The sequence below is a fragment of the Dactylosporangium sp. CA-152071 genome, assembly GCF_050936335.1.
Classification (GTDB): Bacteria; Actinomycetota; Actinomycetes; order Mycobacteriales; family Micromonosporaceae; genus Dactylosporangium; species Dactylosporangium maewongense.
This window is the reverse complement of the sequence record NZ_JBNJMZ010000001.1, coordinates 1,817,418-1,835,559: the sequence shown is the minus strand read 5'-3', so window position 1 is coordinate 1,835,559 and position 18,142 is coordinate 1,817,418. Positions and strand designations below refer to the sequence as shown.

Below are 18,142 nucleotides of genomic sequence, written 5' to 3'. Positions count from 1 at the left end.
TGTCACCTGGAGGTGGATCATGAAGATCGCAACCCCGCTCTTCAGCGATCGGGTCGACGCGGGCCGCCGACTGGGCCGCAAGCTGACCCGGCTGCGCGGCCCGGACGTCGTGGTGCTGGGCCTGCCCCGTGGCGGCGTGCCCGTCGCCGCCCAGGTCGCCGAAGAGCTGAACGCCCCGCTGGACGTCATCGTCGTGCGGAAGCTCGGCGTGCCGTGGCAGCCCGAGCTCGGCATGGGTGCCATCGGCGAGGACGGCGTGCGCGTCCTCAACCAGCGCGTCATCAACCTGGCCGGGATCGGCGACGAGCAGCTGGCCGCGGTCGAGCGGACCGAGCTGGCGGCACTGCGCCGCCGCGCGAGGCTGCTGCGCGGCGACCGGCCGGCGATCGACCTGGCGGGGCGGACCGTCATCATCGTCGACGACGGCATCGCGACCGGGTCGACGGCACGGGCCGCCGCGTGGGTCGCCCGCGCCCGGGGCGCCGCCCGCGTCGTCCTCGCCGTCCCGGTCGCGCCTGCCGAGGCGATCGAACCGCTGCTGCGCGACTGCGACGAGCTGGTCTCCGTCCGGTCGCTGAGCAGGCTGTCGTCGGTCGGCCAGTCGTACGAGGACTTCACGCCGACCACCGACGACGAAGTCCGCGACCTGCTCATCCACCACAGGGCGGCGAGCCGCCCGGCAACGGCCCAGGAGCACTGGCACGACGAGCAGGTCGTCACCTGTCCGGAAACCCTGCGCCTGCCCGGCCGCCTCACCGTGCCCGCCGGCGCCGACAGACTCGTCGTGTTCGCCCATGGCGGCGGCAGCAGCCGGCACAGCCCGCGCAACGAGTACGTCGCCGCGGTGATGCACCAGAGCGGGCTCGCCACGTTGCTGTTCGACCTGCTCACCCCGGACGAAGCGGCCGACCGGGCGCAGGTGTTCGACATCGAACGGCTCGCCGGCCGGCTCACCGAGGTCACCGCGTGGGTGCGCCAGCACCCGCTGTGCGCGACGCTGCCGGTCGGCTGGTTCGGCGCCAGCACGGGCGCGGGCGCGGCGTTGTGGGCGGCCGCGGAGCCGCATGCCGGCGTCGCGGCGATCGTCTCCCGGGGCGGCCGCCCCGACCTGGCCGGGCGGCGGCTGTCCGCGGTGACCGCACCCACCCTGCTCATCGTCGGTGGCCGCGACACCCGGGTCCTGGAGCTCAACCGGGCCGCGCAGGCCCAGCTGCGCTGCCCCAACCACCTGTTCGTCGTGCCCGGCGCCACGCACCTGTTCGAGGAGCCGGGCACCCTGACCACCGCCGCCCGGCAGGCCCGCGGCTGGTTCCTGAAGCACGGCCTACGGCAGGCCACCGGGCTCAGGGCGTGACGACGACCTTCAGTCCGGCGCGCCGGACCGCGGTGCGGAACGCCTCCGTGGCCTGGGTCAGAGGGAAGCGGTGTGTGACGAGCGACGCGACGTCGACCCGCCCGCGCTGGACGAGGTCGATCGCGCGCGGATAGACGTGGTTCATCCGCCGGCACATCGCGAACGTCAGGCCCTTGCGCCGGGCCGCCCCTGCGGGGAACGTCGTCGTGTCCTCGTCCGGGATGCCGACCAGCACGATCCGGCCGCCGGGGCGGGCCGCGGCGACCGCCGCATGCACGGCCCGGTCGTTGCCGGCCACCTCGAACACCACGTCGGCGTCGACGCCGTCCAAGCGGTCCGCCGCGTCCGCCGTCACCGTCTCGTCGGCGCCGAACCGTCGTGCCGCCTCCGTCCGGTGTACGAGGGGATCCATCGCCACCACCCGGGACGCGCCGGCCACCCGGGCGAGCTGGACCAGCAGCAGCCCGATCGGCCCGCAGCCGACCACCGCGACCGACCCGCCGAGCCGCAGGTGACCGAGGTCGAACGCGTGGACCGCGACGCCGAGCGGCTCCAGCATCGCGCCGTCGGTGTCGGAGAGGTTGTCGGGCAGCGGGTGCAGCAGGCTCGTCGGCCAGGCCAGCCATTCGCGCAGCGCGCCGTCGAGCTCGCCGTGCCCGGCGAAGCGGACGGTGGGGCAGAGGTTGCAGTACCCCTCCAGACACCTGGCACACCGCCCGCACGGGATGGCCGGGTCGACGGCGACGCGGCGCCCGTGCAGCGGACCGCCCGCCACGACGCCGGCGAACTCGTGACCCGGGACGACCGGCCGGGTCAGCTGCGCGTCGCCGATCCCGCCGTGGGTGAACCAGTGCAGGTCCGAGCCGCACAGCCCGACGGCGGTGACCCGCACCAGGCTCATGCCGTCGCCGGGGACCGGCCGGGGCTCGCTGGTGCCGCGCAGTGCGCCGACGCCGTGCAGCCGCACCGCCATGCCCGTGCTGTCGTCGCCCATTCAGCCATGATGACCCACCGGGACGCGGACCAGCTCGTACGGTGGCGAACGGGTCAACGCCAGGACCCGCGACATGCTCGCCGCGGCCGATGCCAAGCTGTCCTGGAGCATCAACAACCGGGCTTCTTCGGACTCGTCATCGGCGGCGTCGTGATGATGTCTCGGCGATGATGAGCGTTGGCTGGAACGTGGCGCGGGCCAGCCAGGCGGGGGAGGCCGCCGAGAGTCGGTAGAGGGCGGACCGTAGCGTGGCGCGATGGGAATGTACCCGGAGTACAAAGAGATACCTGCGGCCCTGCTCGCCCGGCTGCTCGAACACCCCGATGACGAGGAGTGGGTCGACGGGCTCCTGTTCGAGGCCGGTGATCCGGACTCGACGACTGCGCCGGGTTGGAGCGCGGCGGCGAGTTGCTCGACCCTGACCGACGGGGAGCTTCGCGCGCGCTTCACCTGGCCCCACCTGACCTTCTCCGCCGCGCAGCGGCGCCGACTCGGCGCCCTCGACCTCGGCAAGTACCCGGATCCGGACTGGTTCAGCCATTTCCTCTTCGCGGCCGACACCCCAGAACGGATCGATCTGGCAGGCGTGCTCAGCGACGACTGGGACGAGCGGAACGCCGCCTGGGAGAAGATCGTGCAGGTGCCGGTCCACGTCGCGCACCACAGCGCCTACCGCACAGGAGACACCGAGTACGGCTTCCACACGAACGTGCCCTGCTACGGCATCGGTGAGTACCGCACAGCCGAGGTTCTGGCCTCCGTGTGGGACAAGATCGAACGTGTCCTCGCCGCCTACCCCGAGCTGGCCAACCGCATCATCGAGCGATTCGAAGCGCAGATCAGGTACTACTACGGCTGCGTCGCCCGGGGCAGCGTCGACCTCAGCGTGTGCTGGTAGCGCATGGCAGACAAGCACGCAGAAGCCCGTCTCCTCATGGGAGCCGCAGCCGCGGGCCTACTCCATGCCGGGTTCAGTCTCTACTGGGCGTTCGGTGGTCGCTGGCTGCTTCCGACGGTCGGCCAGTGGGCAGTGACCGTTGCGCGAGAAGCGCCAGTCACCGCCGGCTTGTTGCTGGTCGCCGTCGCCGCGGTGAAATGCACGGTCGTGGTCGTGCCTCTGGTGACCAGCAGAAGGTCGCTCCCTCGCCCAGGCGCGTGGCGAGCGTTCGCGTGGCTGGCCGCCATCGTGCTCACCGGATACGGGGCGTTGAACTCCATCGCGGCCTGGCTCGTTCTGGGTGGTGTGCTGCGACCGGAGGGTGGCTTCGATCGGCAAGCGATGCTCGGCCACGCCTACCTTTGGGACCCGCTGTTTCTCGTGTGGGGCCTGCTTCTCGGAGCCGGCCTGCTCATCGGCAGCAACGACCGGCGAAGGCGTGCGCGGGCGAGCGCGTAGCACGCCGACGGTTGTGGCGTGCACCGGTCGACCGGGCAACGGCGGCCGACGACTGTGCTGTGCGCGGGTACCGTTGTCGATCGCACTCGCCGAGCGACACGGAGGCCTCGATGAGGACTGAGCTGGTCACCGAGGACACGATCGCCGAGTGTCGGGAGCTGGCGAGGCTCGACCCGGCCGTCGGCGTTCCCGAGCTGGCTCACGGCCTCAACAGGTTCGGATGGCAGGTTCGACACGAACAACCAACGCAAAGCCTTCCGTACTTCGAGGAGGCCGCCGACCTCTGGCGGGTCCTGGCGGCCGATGGAGCCACGGGGCATCTCGCCAGCGCGTCGCGGGCGTTTGCCTCGCTGGCCCAGCTGTACTCGTACGTCCACGACGACGAGCGCGCGTTGGCCGCACGGCACCAGGCCGCGGCGTACGCCCGGCGGGCCAGCCCACCGGCGGATGTCGACACGAGGGTCCTCATGGCGCTCGCGTCCGGGCTTGCCGAGGCCGGGCAGTTCGCGCAGGCCGCGACCGTGCAGCGTGAGGTCGTCGACAGCCACCGTACGGCCGGACCGCAGAACGGCCCCGACCAGCCGACCATGACCATGTGGGCACTGCTGGCCCTGGCCATCTATCTCGACCTTGCCGGTGAGACCGACGCGAGCCTCGACGTCGAGCGCGCGATCCTGGCACAGCAACGCCGCGAGGCCGAAACAGATCCCAGATGCCTGCCGATCCTGGCGATCTGGACGGCGGGATCGTCGGTCTGGTTCGCCGAGAACGGCCACCCGAAGATCGCGCACGGACTCCTGCGGGAATCCGTCGCTGCCTGCGAGCAACTCCCCTCCGCCGGAAGCGACGCCAACTACCAGTTCCGCCGGGCCGTCCAAGGGGCACTCTTCGCCCGATCCGGCACCCGGGACGAGCGGCCCCGAGCCGGCCGACCGACCCCGGTCGGCGTCGCGACGCACGCGCGCCTGCGACCAGTCGCCGGGCTGAGCTTGCACCGGTGGGCCTTCAGCCTCCGAGAGACGTACCGCGCGGGCCTCCTCGACATCGACGAAGCGATCGCGGCGCATGCCGGTCGCCTCCCGCCCGACACGGACCGCCTCGCCGAGCTCGGCACCCTGATCCGCCGCCGAGCCATCCGCGCCTCGGTACTCTTCAGCCTGCCCCGGCACGTCCACGACGAGATGACCCTGACGCTGGCCCGAAGCGTCGACCTTGAACGCGAACTGCACCGCACCGCGCCCGGCCCTGAAACCTCCCGGCGGCTGGTCCGAGCCCTGACTGATCAGGCCATGGGCCACCTCGCCACCGGCGACTACGCCACGGCGACCGACGACCTGCGCGAAGCCCTCGCCCTCCACGCCACCGCCGACAGTGCCTGACCTGCCAAACATCCGCATCTGGCCGATGATCGCGCACCTGATCATGGTTCTCAGTGGTTGCGGAACTTCTCCACTGCCCGTAGGTCGTCGCGTCGCCGCGCTCCTGCGCTGACGCTCCAGGTCTGGCCCGTGTCGCCGTTTGGCGTCAGCTGAACGATGAGGCCGCGACCGACATACGTGTCGCTCTGCCAGTCCAGCCACTCGCGGTTGGGTAGCGGCGCCCGGTGCAGGCCGGTCAGGATGCGGTCTTTGTCTTCCCGCCAGACTGCGCCGTACATGGTGTAGTGCCCGATCTGGGTGGCTTCGTAGAGCACGGTTGCGAGCAGGAACTGGCTCAAGGGCAGTGGCTTGAGTTCGGGCTCCTCGTCCTCGCGCAGGAACCACACCGGCGGGTCGTCGCCCGCCAGCTCGGTCGCCATGACGAAACAACCCTGATTCTCGGCACCGAACAGCAGCCGTCCGGCGTCATCCAGCCGCAGCTCATGCGGCGCGAACAAGGAGTCTTGCCTGCCGAGAAGGTCCCGGCGGTACGCGATCGCCGCGTGCAGCGCGGCGAGGGCTGGCGGCATCGGGACGGCAGCTGGCGGATGAGGACCGCAGACCGGGCCGACGTCGGCGTACCAGTCCGTTACGAATGCCGATGTGGCGCCCACTGGGTCGTGTGGCAGCAGGCGCAGCCAGTCGAGTTTCGGCATGTCCCGCTCCGGTTGGGGCGCGATGGCGGACCGGATCCGGTCCAGCAGCCCGAACGGCAGTGCGGGATCGAGCTCGAACGTGCAGCTGAGCAATCCTTCACTGCAGGGGTCCCAGGAGGCCCCGCACTCACGGAGCGACCCGAGCGGCACGCAGCCACCGCCGAGACGTGCGTAGCCCTCAACGCGGAACACCGCCCCTTCCCTCGAGGAAACGGCAGGCCACGGGTACAACAGGGCGTAAATCTCATCGGGGAACGGCGCTGCCACGGCCGCATGTCGCGCATCTTGAATGCCGGTGTGACCTGGACGGTCACCCGGCTCGAAAACGATCGTCAGTACATCTGAGCCCAAGACGTACGTCACCAACGGCGTGCGGTAGATCCGCGGGTCGACACCGGCGGCACCGAACACCGCATCCTGCGAGATCAGATGCACGCGCGCATGCTAGCCGACGGGGAATGCCGACGCTCGCTCATGCCGCGATCCGGGGCGGTCCCGGTTGGTGGAGCGCCTGCGCCCGCGTTACTGAGTAGTCTCGTGTCCGTGTCTGACAAGGCGGAGCGACGGGCGGCGCGCGAGGTGGTTGCTGCGTACCACGAGGCCGAGTTGGGCGAGCTTGTTGCCCGCGTCAGTGAGGCTGTCGACCGCTACCGTGCCGGAGAGCTCGACGCCTTCGACGTTGACCGAGTGCTATTCCAGTACTCGCGAGCGGCGAGGGAGCTCTGGAAGTACTGCAACTACGGCCAGGTGGAGATCGCCGCGGAGGTCATCAGAGCGCAGCCGTCCTGCGGCTGGTGGGAGCGGGGCGCTCCGCGACAGCGGTCCTGACCGAGGCCGCGCAACACGGTCAGGTATACGGATCTGCCGCCGTTGGTGCGCGACGGCAGGCCCGTGCACGTCACAGCGGGTGACCAGCGCGGCGAGGCCAAGACTTCCTGGCCTGCCGATGTCCGTGCGTCTGCGAGGCGCGGCTGCCCGACCGCGTTTCCGTGCCATGACCTACACGGTGGATGCGCGCCCCGCTTCGTCGAGGAGCACCTGCAGCCGATCCCGGCAGCGCAGCAACAGCCCGGCGATCTCATCGAAGGTCGCCGCATTGACCGTGCTGTTGTCGAACCACATCGCCCGCACCGCGGCCTGACTCTGCGCCAAATACGATCCCGCAGCGTCAACCAGTCCGATGAACTCGTCCCTGTTCTGCGGTGGCGCGAACTGGACCGACCCGCGCGCGGCTCGCAACGGCTCCCCGGTAACAGCGAACACCGCCGCCTGGTCGCCGCCCGCCTGATCAGCTCCGATCCACGCCAGGACATACTCGAGCTCTGTCGCGGCCAACGTCAGCCTGCCGACTGCCAGAACCGCTTCATCGGTGACTCGCCGCATCCCGCAACCGTATCGGAGACGCGCCTCGCAGGTGCAGGCTCATAGCCGCGATCCGTGGGCGAAACGAGATTCGGCTGAAGGGGTCGAGTTGATTCGCGTTCGACGTGCGCCGCATCGGCTTCAACAATGCTCCACCCGGGGCCGAGTAACCATGATCGGGTGAGCGAACATGCCGGTGAGCGCTCAGCTGATCTTGGTCGGACGCCAGGAGTTTGACGTTATCCACCCGCTCCCAGGCGCACGCCCGGCATCGGCGCTCTGACCGGCCGGCGTAAGTCCGAATCCGTACGAACCTGGCTCACTGCAGCTCGACGACGACGGATCATCGCTATCTGACCAGGTTGTGGTGATCATCGCTTGTTGGCTGCCGCAGTATTAACCACTCGACATACCGGTTCATGGCGAGGCACGCTGCTCGCCGTGTGCTGGACCCCGTTGTCCTTGCCGCCGAGGCCGACGCAACGACAGGCGCCGGATCCTTGTTGGCCGGCACGCCGGTGCTTGCGCTCGTGGGTCGAAACGGAGGGATGAAGGGTTGGCCGGCCTGAGCATCGTCGTGTGCCTTCCGCCGGATTCGGTGGCGGACGTCGTCGCCGCGCTCGACAGTGTGATGGCTCCGTTCGAGGCGATGCGGGGCTTCGCCCCGGAGCGGGACCAGTGGGAACGGTGGTCCATCCGGGGTGGCTCTGACGGCTTCGGGTTTCGGGTCCTGCCGGGTATGGAGCACGATCCGCGCCTCATCCACGATGAGCCCCACTGGCAGCACGGTCCCCAGCCGAGTTTGGCCGGTATGTGTGCGGGCGGCCCGAGAGGACTGCTTGACCTGGCGGGCCCGGTCGCCGACGCGGAGATCGCGGCTGGGCGGCTGTGGGACCTGTTCCACCAGCTCCGCGGCGAGATGCCGACCGTCCTGCCGCTGGAACACTTCAGGACGCTACCGGAAAACCAGGTCCGTTACATGCCCGTCGGCGGTAACCCTGAGCAATACCCGTTGCAGCCGAACCACAACTTGACGCAAGCGCTGCAGCAGTACCGAGCGCAACCACTGATCCAACAACTCCGCGCCGCGCCGTGCTTCAGCGCGGGCGTGGTCCGCGAGCTGCCGGACATGCTGCCGTGGTTCGCGCTGCCCCGCGAGGAGTATGTGGCTCAGCGGGCCGAGGACGCGTTGCGGCAATCCGAGCTGCTCACGCTCGACGGCTGGTGGATCGAGCGGAACTATCTACCGGTGCATGGAGCCTGCGAAAGCCTTGACACGTGTCCGCACCGCGCCGACCGGAGCGAGCCATGGACGCGAGCGGAGATGGCCGCCTACTTAGAGCACCTGGCCGAGGACGTCATCATCGTCCAGCTGCATTGCAAGGTCTGAACAGCCGTTAACTGGACATGGAGCCGCGAAGAGCGCGCTGTATGCGGCTGTAGTCAGCTCGGCAGGCCTCTCGACAGAGCGGCGGGCGTCAGCTGTTGGACACGTGGACGAAGAGGTCGGCGAGCGGGGTTGCGTCCAGGTCGGCCGCGATCTCCACCATCACTGATGAGGCGCTGTCGGCGGCGACGGAGTAGCCGCCGAGGAGCCGGCCGTCCGGCCAGCCCCACGCGTCGGGCGTGCGGGTGACGAACGTCGGCGGCCTGTCCCCAGCGGCGATGGGCTCGGCGGCATTCGATGACAGAGACTGTTCGACACATCCGTGCCGATGTGAGGACGTCCGGCTGTGCCGGATACACCTCTCTGTCAGGCGAGTCGACCCCGCCGATGGACGGTGTTACGTGACCATTGACAAACCGTGCCGCAGCACGGCGCCCGTTGCTGACGTGACGACTTCGGCGATCAGCGGTCATACCATCGCTTGGTAGGTCCTCATGCCGTCATCTGCTGGTCGCGATTGGCGTATGCCTTGCGCCGAGCCATGCGGAACCGCAAGCGTGCTGGGCCAACGACGTAGTGCCAGTTGTCAGTGACCCGATTGCCGAGGCCATCGAACACCCGGGCCGCTGACGGCCAATCCCTGGCCAGGTTGAACGCGAGCGCGAACGAGTTCCATGCCCTCGGCCAGCCGACGGTGTGGCGGTACTCGGCGTGCCAGATCGACCGCTCGGCGGCGACGCGCAACTCAGCCCGTACCTCGGGATGCCGCATGTAGCTCCAGTCCTCCTCGGCAGCCAACGCCGTCCACCGCTCCAGGTGGGCGATCGCGATAAGGGCGGGCAGTAGGCTGCCGGCCGGTGCTGTCTCCGCGGCAGATCGGGCGAACGCGAACATCTCATCGTGACTACCGAACCACTTGCGGCACAGGTACTGCATCATCTGTGCGTGTGCCACGTTGTTGAATGGTGCATGTCGGATGGCACCGGCGAACCGTCGCTGTGCCTCGGCCCGGCTGACCTGTGAGCCGCGTGCCGATGTCACCAGGAAGGTCCACGGCGCGGGGTCGGCTTCGTCGACGGCCGCGACCTCCCACAAGGTCCGCTCGACGAGTACGAGCCTGCGGTGGAATTCCTGGAACTGCGACCGGCGGGTGAACTTGGCGAAACGTGCTCCGCGGGCCTCCCAGGCCCATTGGACGCCTGCCGCTCCCTGCACCAAAGCCGGCAAACTGTCTTGGGGCTCCGCCGCCGCCCAGTCGCTGGCCAGCGCGTACGCGTTCGGCATGCCCGAGTACTCGTCGATCAGCACGGTGCGCTCGTCACCTTGGGCGGCTTCCACCACCCGTCGTGCCTCGGCCCAGTTCCGTCCACGGAGTGCGTTGTAGAAGGCGTGCACGGTCGCATCTCCCGCGGAGGGGTCCAGCCTCAGTCTTATTGACCACACGCCGGCATCGTAGTGTGTTGAATTCGCACGAACGATCAGGACCTGCGTCCGGTTTGAACACGAGACGCGGGCAGTTCGATGGTCGGGATCTTGTCGATCAGGAGTCGAGCAGTGTCGAGGTGGATCTGAAAGTCCACGATGTGATCCAAGGCGACACGGCTCAGTCGATGCTCAAGCCACTCGGCCCGGCGCTGCGGGTGCGTTTCCTCCTCGGCTGACGCTCCAACAGCCGCCAGAAGTCCTCCACGTCCACGGCGATGACCTTACGCCGACGCCCCGCACCTTGATCGCCGAGTTCCGGATCTGCCGCCGACCGAGCGCGTAGGCCCATCACTCGGTGTGACGGGCGTTCTGCGCCATCCGGTGCGCAGGCATGCCGATGAGCGTGCGTCTCGTACGACATAATGCGGCACATGGATCTTGCTGGATTCTGGGCGCTCATCGAGCGCTCGGCGCAGGAAACCACCGGTCCGATCGAGCGAGGCGACTGGCTCGCAGAGGCACTGACCGGGCTCGCGGACGAAGAATTGATCGACTTCCAGGACCACCTCGACGCCCAGACAGATCGGGTGAGCACCTGGTTGATGTGGCACGCGGCCAGCCTGATCCAGGACGGGTGCAGCGATGATGGTTTCAGCGGATTCCGCGCGTGGCTGGTCGGACTTGGTCCCGTCGTGGTCGACCGTGTTGCTGACGACCCTGACCGGCTCGCTGACCAGCCAGAGGTACAGCGCCTGGCCGGCCGGCACCCGCGCACCTGGGCGGAAGAGGACTGGCCCTATTGGGAGGAACTGGAGTTCGTTGCCGTCCATGAGTACGAGCGCCGTTACGGTGACTGCGCGAGTATCTACCACGCGCAGACGTCCCGGCTGACCACCGCCGAGCCAGTACCGCAGCCCGTCGAGGAAGAACGCTGGGATCACTACGACCTGGCAGAGTCCCGTCAGCGGCTGCCGCGACTCGCCGCGATGTTTCCACAGGCCGGTCCATCCCACGCCACGCCCGAGGCCGCGCAAGCCTCCCTCATGCAAGCGAAGGAGGGCCTCGAACGACAACTCGCAGAGTCCGGCCGAACATTGGCCGAGTTCTTCCGCGGGATACCGCCCAGGATTCCGTGACGAGCGAGCACTCGTAGCCGCGGACAACGCTCGCTGCGAGGCCGATACTCTCGTTGGGTGGTGGATGATCCGTCCAAGTTCAGCGACGTCACCTGTTCTCTGTGCGGCCGCCACAACCGGCATGTCCGGGTTGTAGCCACCGAGGCCGGGCCGATCATCTGCCAGGTGTGCGTCGCGAAGTGCGCCGAGATCTTCGACCAGGAGGTCGGGCTGACACCACCGCACGGCGGCTGGTCTCAGCGCTGGCCGTTGAAGAGCTAGAAATCCGATGTCGAACCATCCGCTCATGGCCGGTCGAGCGCCGCGACGGAGTGCCCTGATCAGGTGCCTACCGGATTGGTCACGCCCTGTCGGCGACTGAGTGATTCGCTCTACGCCGCGGCGTGCTCACGCCGGTCAGGCGGATGAGTCGAGGTGCCAGGTGCCGTCGACTCGTCGATAGAAGTCGCGGGTGAGCCGATGGTCGCCAGCTGGCCAGACACGGTCGATCAGTTGGCCCAGCTGCGCACGCCCCGCCTGACTGCTCGCCGGGCAGCAGGCGAGGATGTCCCTGGTAGGCGCGACGGCCAGAATGGAACGCTCACCGAACTGCGACTCGAAACGGTTCCACACCTCCTCGAGAAACATGACGCTGACCTCGAAGGTGCCGCCGAGCAATACCGGCCTGATGTCGTGATATTCGGGCGTGCGAAGCTGCCGCTGGCCGACGTACGCGGCGAGGTTCCGCACTGCCTGCTCGTGCAGTTCGTCCACGGTGATCGCTACGCCGTTGAGCTCGTCTTCGGAGACGAAACGCAACCCAGAGCCGACTTCGACCACATACGTGGTAACCAGCGAACCGACGAACGGGCGGCTGACCAGCGCGAGATCCAACCCCGGGATCGGCCCGGAGCTGCCCGGCGGCGTTACGGCCTTGGCGTACGGCAGGACTGAGTTCAGGTCCAGTCCATTCGACCCTTCCGGATTCACGCCATGATCGTACGCACCCGAGGCCCTCGCGCAGCCTCCAAGCCCGCCGCGACGGGGAGCTCTGGCGTCCATCGCTGCGGACAGTGCATTGCACGTGGCCCGGCGGTGTCCCACCGGGCCACGTGGCTATCTGCCCGCGGTGTTGCTGGCCCAGATCGCGGCGCCGGCGGCCGTGTACACGACCAGGTTGCCGTCGCCCTGGAAGGCGAACATGGTGCCGCCCCTGCCGTTGGTGCCGGTGGCCCACAGCGGCCGGCCGGCCTGGTAGATGACGAAGTTGCCGTCGCCCTGCATGGTCGCGGTGGCGCCCGGGTACCCCGCCGTGTTCGAGGCCCAGAGCGGCTGGCCGAACCGGTTGTACTCGACCAGGTTGCCGTCGCTTTGCATGAGCAGCGTGTAGTAGCCGTTCTGCGCGTAGTACTGCGTGCCGGGCTGGAGCGTCATGCCCGCGGTGAAGACGTTGGTGGTGGTCCAGATCTGCGTGCCGGCGGCGTTGGTGACGGTAAGGGTGCCGTTGGGGCTGAAGCGCAGCTGGTTGCCCGTGCCGCTGGTGCCGGTCGTCCAGCTCGGGTTGACCGCGTTCAGGTACGCCCAGATGACGAAGTTGCCGCCGGTCTGCAGCTGCGCCAGGGCGCCGGGCCAGCCGTTCGTGCCGGACGACCAGACCACGCCGCCGTCGCGGTTGTAGATGGCCAGGTTGCCGTCGGTCTGCATGATCAGGGCGAAGTTGTCGGTGGTGTACGCCGCGCCGGAGATGAAGACCTCGCCGGCGCCGAACGTGAAGCCGTTCGCGTTGTACCGGCCGAAGTTCGCGTTCGTGGTGGTGATGACGGCCGCGCCGTCGCCGGTGCGGACGCCGTCGCGGTAGCTGACGTTCGTGACGGTCGGGGAGGCCCAGCTCGTGCCGCCGCCACCGCCGCCGGTACCGCTCACGCCGTAGCTGGAATGGTTCATGCTGGAGCCGCCGGCGCCGCCGCCGATGTAGCCGCCCCCGCCGCCGCCCCCGTTGCCCCAGCCGCCTGAGCCGCCCTCGCCACCCTGGCCGAGGCCGACGTCGCGGCCGGCCGGGGCGGTGCTGCAGTTCGCCGCGCACGTGCCGCCGCCCCCGCCAGCGGACCCGCCGTAGCCTCCGCCACCGCCCGGCACCAGGGTCTGGCACCTGCCGGCCGGGCCGCACTGGGTGAGGTTGCCGCCCGACTGCCCGTTCGTGGTGGCAAGGCCACCATTGCCGCCGTTGGCGCCGTACGGGAGGAGGGACCACTCATTGCTTCCGGTCCTGGCGGTGAAGATCAGTCCGTGGTTGCCCGCGCCACCACCGCCGCCGGCCACGAGCAGCGGCTGCGTCAGCGGAGCGCCCGCGGCGAACAGGACCGTGGCGCCGCCGCCGCTGCCGGTGGTCGGCCCCACCGAGCTCGCGCCGCCGGCGAAGGGCTGCGGCCCGTCCTCCATGTGGACGCCGGCCGAGCCGGCCTCGTGCACGACCCGCTGGTAGGCGACGAACGGGCCGCTGCTGCCGTCCCGGCCGCCGACGTTGATCTGAAACGTGTCGCCGGCCGTGGGCAGGGTGCCACGGACCGCACCGCCGGAGCCGGGCACCCCACCGTCGGGGTTGCCGCCCTGCGCGCCATACAGATCGAAGGTGACCGTACGAGCGCCCGGCGGCGCGGTGTACGTGTGGGCGCCCTTGCCCAGGGTGCACTGCGTGATCCAGCCCCGGGCGAGCGAGACCGGCTGCCCGCCCGCGTTGGTGCAGGCCTGAAAATCCGCCGAGGCGGCCTGCGCCGCGCCGGCACCCACGACGACCAGGCCGGCCGTTCCGAGCATCACCACGGCTGCGCGAGCCATCGCGCGCCGCCAACGACCCTGAGCACGATTGCCGTTCATGTCGGTCTCCCTCGTCCGTTTCACTGGCATCCGGGGGGAGGACGGAGCCGGGCACGGTCCTCATACGAACGGCGGCAGGCAAGTTTTCAGCAGCCGGCCCGGCGATCGTCACGCTGTGTCGCGGTGAGTCAGGGGCGCAGACGATGCGTGGTCATCGACGAAGCCGGCGCCGTAAGCGGCGAACCGTCGTCGAAGGTGCGGGCGAGATCGGCGAGTCGGTCGACTGCGGCGTCGAGGGCGGTGTCGGTGGTCGTGACGGCGATCCGGATGTGGGAGTTCCAGCGGTCGGTCGGGGTCAGGGTGCGCCCGGCGGTGATGCCGACCTGGACTCTGGCGGCGGCTTGCACGATGGGGTCGGCGTCGTCGAGGTGGGTGCGGACCCAGAGGAACGGTCCGCTGTCGCCGCTCGCGTCGTGCCAGAGGGGGAGGTCTTGTCGGAGCCGGCGCCGCAGGTGGGTGCGTTGATGCGTGAGCTGCTGGCGCCGGTGTGCGGCGAGCGCGTCGATGTGTGGCAGGCAGTGCAGGACGAGCGCCTGGTCGAGGGCGGGTGTGGCGAGGTCGAGCGCGGCCTTGCGCGCGCTGAACCGGGCGATTGCCGGCGCCGGTGCGCGGAGCCAGCCGACTCGCAGGGCGGACCACAGCACCTTGCTGAACGTGCCGATGGTGATGATGTCCGCGTGGGGGTCGTGCGTGGTGAGGAAGGGCGGCGGCCGGTCGGCGAGGAACCGTAGGGCCTGGTCGTCGACGACGGTGGCGCCCCAGCGTCCGGCCAGCTCGACGACGCGTCGGCCGGTCGCGTCGTCGAGCTGGCGGCCGGTGGGGTTGTGCACGGCGGACGTGACATGGACGAGATCCACCCGGTGCTCGTCCGCGGCGAGACCGGCGGCCCGCTCGAGGTGATCGACGCTGCACGGCAGCAGTCTGGCGCGGCGCTGGAGGTAGGCGTGCAGCGCGCCGAAGTAGGTGGGGTCCTCGATCATGACGCGGTCGTTGCGTTCGAGATCGGAGGCGATGAGCGCCGGCGCCTGTTGGGAGCCGGTGGTGATCAGCAGCTGTGACGGCTGGGTGGGCAGACCGTGACCGGTGAGGTGGTCGGCGAGTGCGGATCGTAGTTCCGGCAGGCCCGCCGTGTCGTGTCCGCTGCCGATCAGGTCGAGCAGGGCGTCGGCGGAGTGGGCGAGCGTCTCGGCCAGGATCGTGGGCGGGTCGAACCGGCAGACCGTGAGGTCGACGGAGTCGGTCGAATGCCGTGGGTGCGTGCTGCGGATGAACGGGTTGGCCGCCAGGGCCGCGATGGCTGGATCGTGCCGCAAGGTCCGGTCGCCGGTCACGGTCGTGCCGCTCCCGCGGACGCTGTGCAGTGCTCCGCGCTGGCGCAGCAGGTCGTAGGCACCGGCGACCGTGGTGCGGCTGATCCCGAGACGGCGGGCGAGCGCGCGTTCGGACGGAAGGCGGTCGCCTGGCCGCAGCAGCCGGGCCTCGATGAGCGATGTCACGGCGAGCGCGAGGCACTGGTGCAGGGGGCCGCGATGGCTGCGCCAGTCGGCGAGCAGGGGCACGAGATCAGGCACGCTCATCTGGACCACTTTCGCGGCGAATGGCCCTTGAGGCGAGGGCCAATCGGGAGCACCTTGGCCTGCATGCGCGAAATTGTCACCAGCCCGCAGATCGCCCCTCCGGCCGGACCGTACTCGCACGCGGTCATCGGTACAGGCGATCTCGTCTACGTGTCCGGACAGACCGGACAGGACCCTTCCACCGGCGAGATCGTCGGCGGTGGCGTCGCCGCCGAGACCCGCCAGGTGTTCGCCAACCTGCTGCAGGTGCTGCACGCGGCGGGCCTGGACTACGCCTCAGTCGTGAAGTGCAACGTGTTCCTCGTCGACATGGCCGACTTCGGATCGATGAATGCCGTCTTCGCCGAGGTGATGCCCGGGCCGTATCCGGCCCGCAGCACCGTCGCCGTCGCCGCGCTGCCACTGGGCGCCCGGGTGGAGATCGAATGCGTGGCGGCCCGATGAACACCTGGCAGGCCGACACCGTCGCCGCCCAGCGACGCCCCGTCGGGGGACTCGTCGGCGTCGGCGTCGCGCCGGCGATTCATCCGACCGCCGCGTTCGCCGCTCCGACCGCCGCCGCGTTCGCCGACCTGGCGGTCCGGCGGCGGGCCATCGACTTCTACACCCGTTACGGCAACCCGAACCACGCCGAGACCGCTTCGGTCATCGCCGCGCTCGAGGGCGGCGAAACGGCGCTGCTGTACGCCTCCGGCATGGCCGCGATCACCGCGACGATCGTCGCGTTCGGCACCGGCGCGCGGGTCGTCGCGCAACGCGAGCTGTACGGGGGGACTGCCGGCTTCCTGGACAGCATCGCTCCGCGACTCGGCATCGGCGTCGACTTCGTGCACCATGACGACCTGGCCGGGTTCGACCAGGCATTGCGCACCCCGGCGACATTGGTGCTGCTCGAGACGCCGACGAACCCGCTGCTGCGCGTCACCGACGTCGCGGCGATCGCAACGCTGGCCCGTCGTGCCGGGGCGGTCCTGGCGGTCGACGCCACGCTCGGCTCACCGGTCAACCAGCAATTGCTCGGGCTCGGGGCCGACATCGTGCTCCACAGCGCCACCAAGTACCTCGGCGGCCACGGCGACCTCACCGCCGGCGTCGCGGTCACCTCCAACGACCTCGCCGACCGGCTGTGGAGCGATGCCTACCTGTTCGGCGCCACACTGTCCGCCCACGACGCGTGGATGTTGCAGCGCGGCCTGCGCACCTTGCCGGTACGGATGCGGCAGCACAACCGGTCGGCTTCAGCCGTCGCGGCCCATCTGACCGAGCATCCGGCCGTCGTCCGGGTGCACCACCCCAGCCTCGTCGACCACCCGCAGGCGGAGCTGATCGCCCGCCAGATGACCGGCCCCGGAGGCGTGCTCAGCTTCGAGGTCCGCGGCGGGCTCGAAGCGGCCGAGCGCGTGGTCTCCCGCCTGCGACTTCCCTCCCGGGCCGCGAGCTTCGGCGGGCCGACCGCCGCGGTGGTCCTCCCGGCCCGGATGTGGTCCGGCATGGGCAGCGCGACCGTGGAGGACCTGGTGCCGGCCGGGCTCATCCGGCTCGCCGTCGGCCTGGAGGACCCCGCCGACTTGAACACGGACCTCGACCAGGCGCTGTCGTGAAACTCGTTCGCTACGGACCACCCGGCGCCGAGCGGCCGGGCGTCCTCGACGCGGCGGGCGCGGTTCGGGACCTGTCCGCGCACATCGCCGACATCGATCCCGATGGCCTCGCCCCGCAGCGGCTCGCGCGGCTTGCGCGGCTCGACGTCGACCGGCTTCCAGCGGTTCCGACCCCGACCCGCATCGGGCCGTGCCTCGGCCGGGTCGGCAAGATCGTCGGGGTCGGCCTCAACTACCGGTCGCACGCGGACGAGGCCCGCATGCCCCTGCCGGACGAGCCGCTGCTCTTCCTGAAGCCGGCGTCGGCCGTCAGCGGCCCGAACGACCCGGTGCTCCTGCCGCCGCTGAGCACGACCACCGACTACGAGGTCGAGCTGGGCGTCGTCATCGGCCGCACGGCGCGCCAGGCCCGGACCTCCGAGGCGATGGGCCACGTCGCCGGGTACTGCATCGTCAACGACATCACCGAACGCACGTGGCAGCTGCACCGTGGCGGCACCTGGGACAAGGGCAAGGCACACGACACGTTCGCCCCCATCGGGCCCTGGCTCGTCACGACCGACGAGATCCCCGACCCGCACGGCCTCGCCATGCGGCTCCGCGTCGACAACGAGACCAGGCAACGTGCCAGTACCGGCGACATGCACCACCGGATCGACCAGCTGATCGCCTACATCAGCCAGTTCATGACGCTGCACCCCGGCGACATCATCACCACCGGCACGCCGGCCGGAACCGCCCTCGGCACCGACACCGACCACTACCTCAAACCAGGCCAGACGATGACCACCACCATCGACGGGCTCGGCACGCAGCACACCCCGATCGCCCAGGCCGCCCGGCCTCCCCAGGACGGCCACGCTGCACGTACACGGGACACATAGCGGACGCGCCCGGCCGGGGCCTGCAGGTCATGGCCCGGCAAAAACTTCTTGGCTCTGATGTCGAAACGGCGCGCTGTCGCGCGAAGGACGGGTGCGGGC

General features: G+C 69.8%; 17 protein-coding genes and 1 pseudogene. 11 read left to right on the top strand and 7 right to left on the bottom strand.

Translation table 11 applies throughout. The annotated features are described in order from the left end of the window. Positions 1-19 precede the first annotated feature (19 nt). A pseudogene (locus ACQEVZ_RS07805) lies at positions 20-640 on the top strand (phosphoribosyltransferase); the annotation flags it as partial. 703 nt (positions 641-1,343) lie between these two features. On the opposite strand, the gene ACQEVZ_RS07800 reads toward ACQEVZ_RS07805, so the two are convergent. Further along, positions 1,344-2,348, bottom strand: coding sequence for a zinc-binding dehydrogenase (locus ACQEVZ_RS07800; protein ID WP_433363261.1), 1,005 nt, complete (start codon positions 2,346-2,348; stop codon positions 1,344-1,346). 256 nt (positions 2,349-2,604) lie between these two features. Here ACQEVZ_RS07800 and ACQEVZ_RS07795 point away from each other — a divergent pair, with 256 nt between their 5' ends. The 3 genes from ACQEVZ_RS07795 to ACQEVZ_RS07785 all read left to right on the top strand — a co-directional run bounded on the left by ACQEVZ_RS07795 (position 2,605) and on the right by ACQEVZ_RS07785 (position 5,123). Further along, positions 2,605-3,246, top strand: a complete 642-nt coding sequence (locus ACQEVZ_RS07795; protein WP_433363258.1) for a hypothetical protein — start codon at positions 2,605-2,607, stop codon at positions 3,244-3,246. A gap of 3 nt (positions 3,247-3,249) precedes the next feature. Then, positions 3,250-3,744: a DUF3995 domain-containing protein gene (locus ACQEVZ_RS07790; RefSeq protein WP_433363255.1), complete on the top strand. Its 495-nt coding sequence runs from the start codon at positions 3,250-3,252 to the stop codon at positions 3,742-3,744. Between the two features lie 110 nt (positions 3,745-3,854). After that, positions 3,855-5,123 carry a hypothetical protein gene (locus tag ACQEVZ_RS07785; protein ID WP_433363252.1) on the top strand — a complete coding sequence of 423 codons (1,269 nt, stop codon included), beginning with the start codon at positions 3,855-3,857 and terminating at the stop codon, positions 5,121-5,123. A 50-nt stretch (positions 5,124-5,173) separates the two neighbouring features. Here the strand turns inward: ACQEVZ_RS07785 and ACQEVZ_RS07780 are convergent, their stop codons facing one another. Then, entirely contained in the window at positions 5,174-6,253 is a 1,080-nt protein-coding gene (locus ACQEVZ_RS07780; RefSeq protein WP_433363249.1) for a hypothetical protein, read from the bottom strand. Positions 6,254-6,361: 108 nt separating this feature from the next. Here ACQEVZ_RS07780 and ACQEVZ_RS07775 point away from each other — a divergent pair, with 108 nt between their 5' ends. Continuing rightward, positions 6,362-6,646 (top strand): hypothetical protein, encoded by a 285-nt coding sequence (locus tag ACQEVZ_RS07775; protein ID WP_433362148.1) that lies wholly within the window; start codon positions 6,362-6,364, stop codon positions 6,644-6,646. Positions 6,647-6,817: 171 nt separating this feature from the next. On the opposite strand, the gene ACQEVZ_RS07770 is transcribed toward ACQEVZ_RS07775, so the two are convergent. Continuing rightward, positions 6,818-7,201: a hypothetical protein gene (locus ACQEVZ_RS07770; protein ID WP_344507158.1), complete on the bottom strand. Its 384-nt coding sequence runs from the start codon at positions 7,199-7,201 to the stop codon at positions 6,818-6,820. Between the two features lie 535 nt (positions 7,202-7,736). Between ACQEVZ_RS07770 and ACQEVZ_RS07765 the strand changes: the two genes are divergently transcribed. After that, entirely contained in the window at positions 7,737-8,570 is an 834-nt protein-coding gene (locus tag ACQEVZ_RS07765) for a hypothetical protein (RefSeq protein ID WP_433363246.1), read from the top strand. A 489-nt stretch (positions 8,571-9,059) separates the two neighbouring features. Here the strand turns inward: ACQEVZ_RS07765 and ACQEVZ_RS07760 are convergent, their stop codons facing one another. Beyond that, complete coding sequence (locus tag ACQEVZ_RS07760) at positions 9,060-9,962, bottom strand: DUF4034 domain-containing protein (protein WP_433363243.1); 903 nt, start codon at positions 9,960-9,962, stop codon at positions 9,060-9,062. Positions 9,963-10,423: 461 nt separating this feature from the next. Between ACQEVZ_RS07760 and ACQEVZ_RS07755 the strand changes: the two genes are divergently transcribed. Beyond that, on the top strand, positions 10,424-11,128 hold the full coding sequence (locus ACQEVZ_RS07755) for a DUF4240 domain-containing protein (protein WP_433363240.1): 705 nt from the start codon (positions 10,424-10,426) through the stop codon (positions 11,126-11,128). 57 nt (positions 11,129-11,185) lie between these two features. Next, positions 11,186-11,389 (top strand): ClpX C4-type zinc finger protein, encoded by a 204-nt coding sequence (locus ACQEVZ_RS07750; protein WP_344511227.1) that lies wholly within the window; start codon positions 11,186-11,188, stop codon positions 11,387-11,389. 135 nt (positions 11,390-11,524) lie between these two features. On the opposite strand, the gene ACQEVZ_RS07745 is transcribed toward ACQEVZ_RS07750, so the two are convergent. From ACQEVZ_RS07745 to ACQEVZ_RS07735, 3 genes are all read right to left on the bottom strand, one after another. Next, positions 11,525-12,097 carry a hypothetical protein gene (locus ACQEVZ_RS07745; protein ID WP_433363237.1) on the bottom strand — a complete coding sequence of 191 codons (573 nt, stop codon included), beginning with the start codon at positions 12,095-12,097 and terminating at the stop codon, positions 11,525-11,527. Between the two features lie 126 nt (positions 12,098-12,223). Beyond that, positions 12,224-13,924, bottom strand: coding sequence for a hypothetical protein (locus tag ACQEVZ_RS07740; protein WP_433363234.1), 1,701 nt, complete (start codon positions 13,922-13,924; stop codon positions 12,224-12,226). 185 nt (positions 13,925-14,109) lie between these two features. Then, positions 14,110-15,558: a PLP-dependent aminotransferase family protein gene (locus ACQEVZ_RS07735; RefSeq protein ID WP_433363231.1), complete on the bottom strand. Its 1,449-nt coding sequence runs from the start codon at positions 15,556-15,558 to the stop codon at positions 14,110-14,112. Between the two features lie 63 nt (positions 15,559-15,621). Here ACQEVZ_RS07735 and ACQEVZ_RS07730 point away from each other — a divergent pair, with 63 nt between their 5' ends. From ACQEVZ_RS07730 to ACQEVZ_RS07720, 3 genes are read left to right on the top strand one after another with little or no spacing between them, the layout of a single operon-like run. Next, positions 15,622-16,002, top strand: coding sequence for a Rid family detoxifying hydrolase (locus ACQEVZ_RS07730; RefSeq protein ID WP_433363228.1), 381 nt, complete (start codon positions 15,622-15,624; stop codon positions 16,000-16,002). Then, a complete protein-coding gene (locus ACQEVZ_RS07725; protein ID WP_433363225.1) occupies positions 15,999-17,159 on the top strand; it encodes a trans-sulfuration enzyme family protein in 1,161 nt (386 codons plus the stop codon). Before ACQEVZ_RS07730 ends, ACQEVZ_RS07725 begins: the two co-directional genes overlap by 4 nt. Beyond that, on the top strand, positions 17,156-18,043 hold the full coding sequence (locus tag ACQEVZ_RS07720) for a fumarylacetoacetate hydrolase family protein (protein WP_433363222.1): 888 nt from the start codon (positions 17,156-17,158) through the stop codon (positions 18,041-18,043). Before ACQEVZ_RS07725 ends, ACQEVZ_RS07720 begins: the two co-directional genes overlap by 4 nt. Positions 18,044-18,142: the final 99 nt, after the last annotated feature.

Excerpts from the sequence above, each read along its gene's own strand:
- ACQEVZ_RS07800 (WP_433363261.1), bottom strand. The coding sequence starts at position 2,348 with ATGGGCGACGACAGCACGGGCATGGCGGTGCGGCTGCACGGCGTCGGC.
- ACQEVZ_RS07795 (WP_433363258.1), top strand. The coding sequence starts at position 2,605 with ATGGGAATGTACCCGGAGTACAAAGAGATACCTGCGGCCCTGCTCGCC.
- ACQEVZ_RS07790 (WP_433363255.1), top strand. The coding sequence starts at position 3,250 with ATGGCAGACAAGCACGCAGAAGCCCGTCTCCTCATGGGAGCCGCAGCC.
- ACQEVZ_RS07785 (WP_433363252.1), top strand. The coding sequence starts at position 3,855 with ATGAGGACTGAGCTGGTCACCGAGGACACGATCGCCGAGTGTCGGGAG.
- ACQEVZ_RS07770 (WP_344507158.1), bottom strand. The coding sequence starts at position 7,201 with ATGCGGCGAGTCACCGATGAAGCGGTTCTGGCAGTCGGCAGGCTGACG.
- ACQEVZ_RS07755 (WP_433363240.1), top strand. The coding sequence starts at position 10,424 with ATGGATCTTGCTGGATTCTGGGCGCTCATCGAGCGCTCGGCGCAGGAA.
- ACQEVZ_RS07735 (WP_433363231.1), bottom strand. The coding sequence starts at position 15,558 with ATGAGCGTGCCTGATCTCGTGCCCCTGCTCGCCGACTGGCGCAGCCAT.
- ACQEVZ_RS07730 (WP_433363228.1), top strand. The coding sequence starts at position 15,622 with ATGCGCGAAATTGTCACCAGCCCGCAGATCGCCCCTCCGGCCGGACCG.
- ACQEVZ_RS07725 (WP_433363225.1), top strand. The coding sequence starts at position 15,999 with ATGAACACCTGGCAGGCCGACACCGTCGCCGCCCAGCGACGCCCCGTC.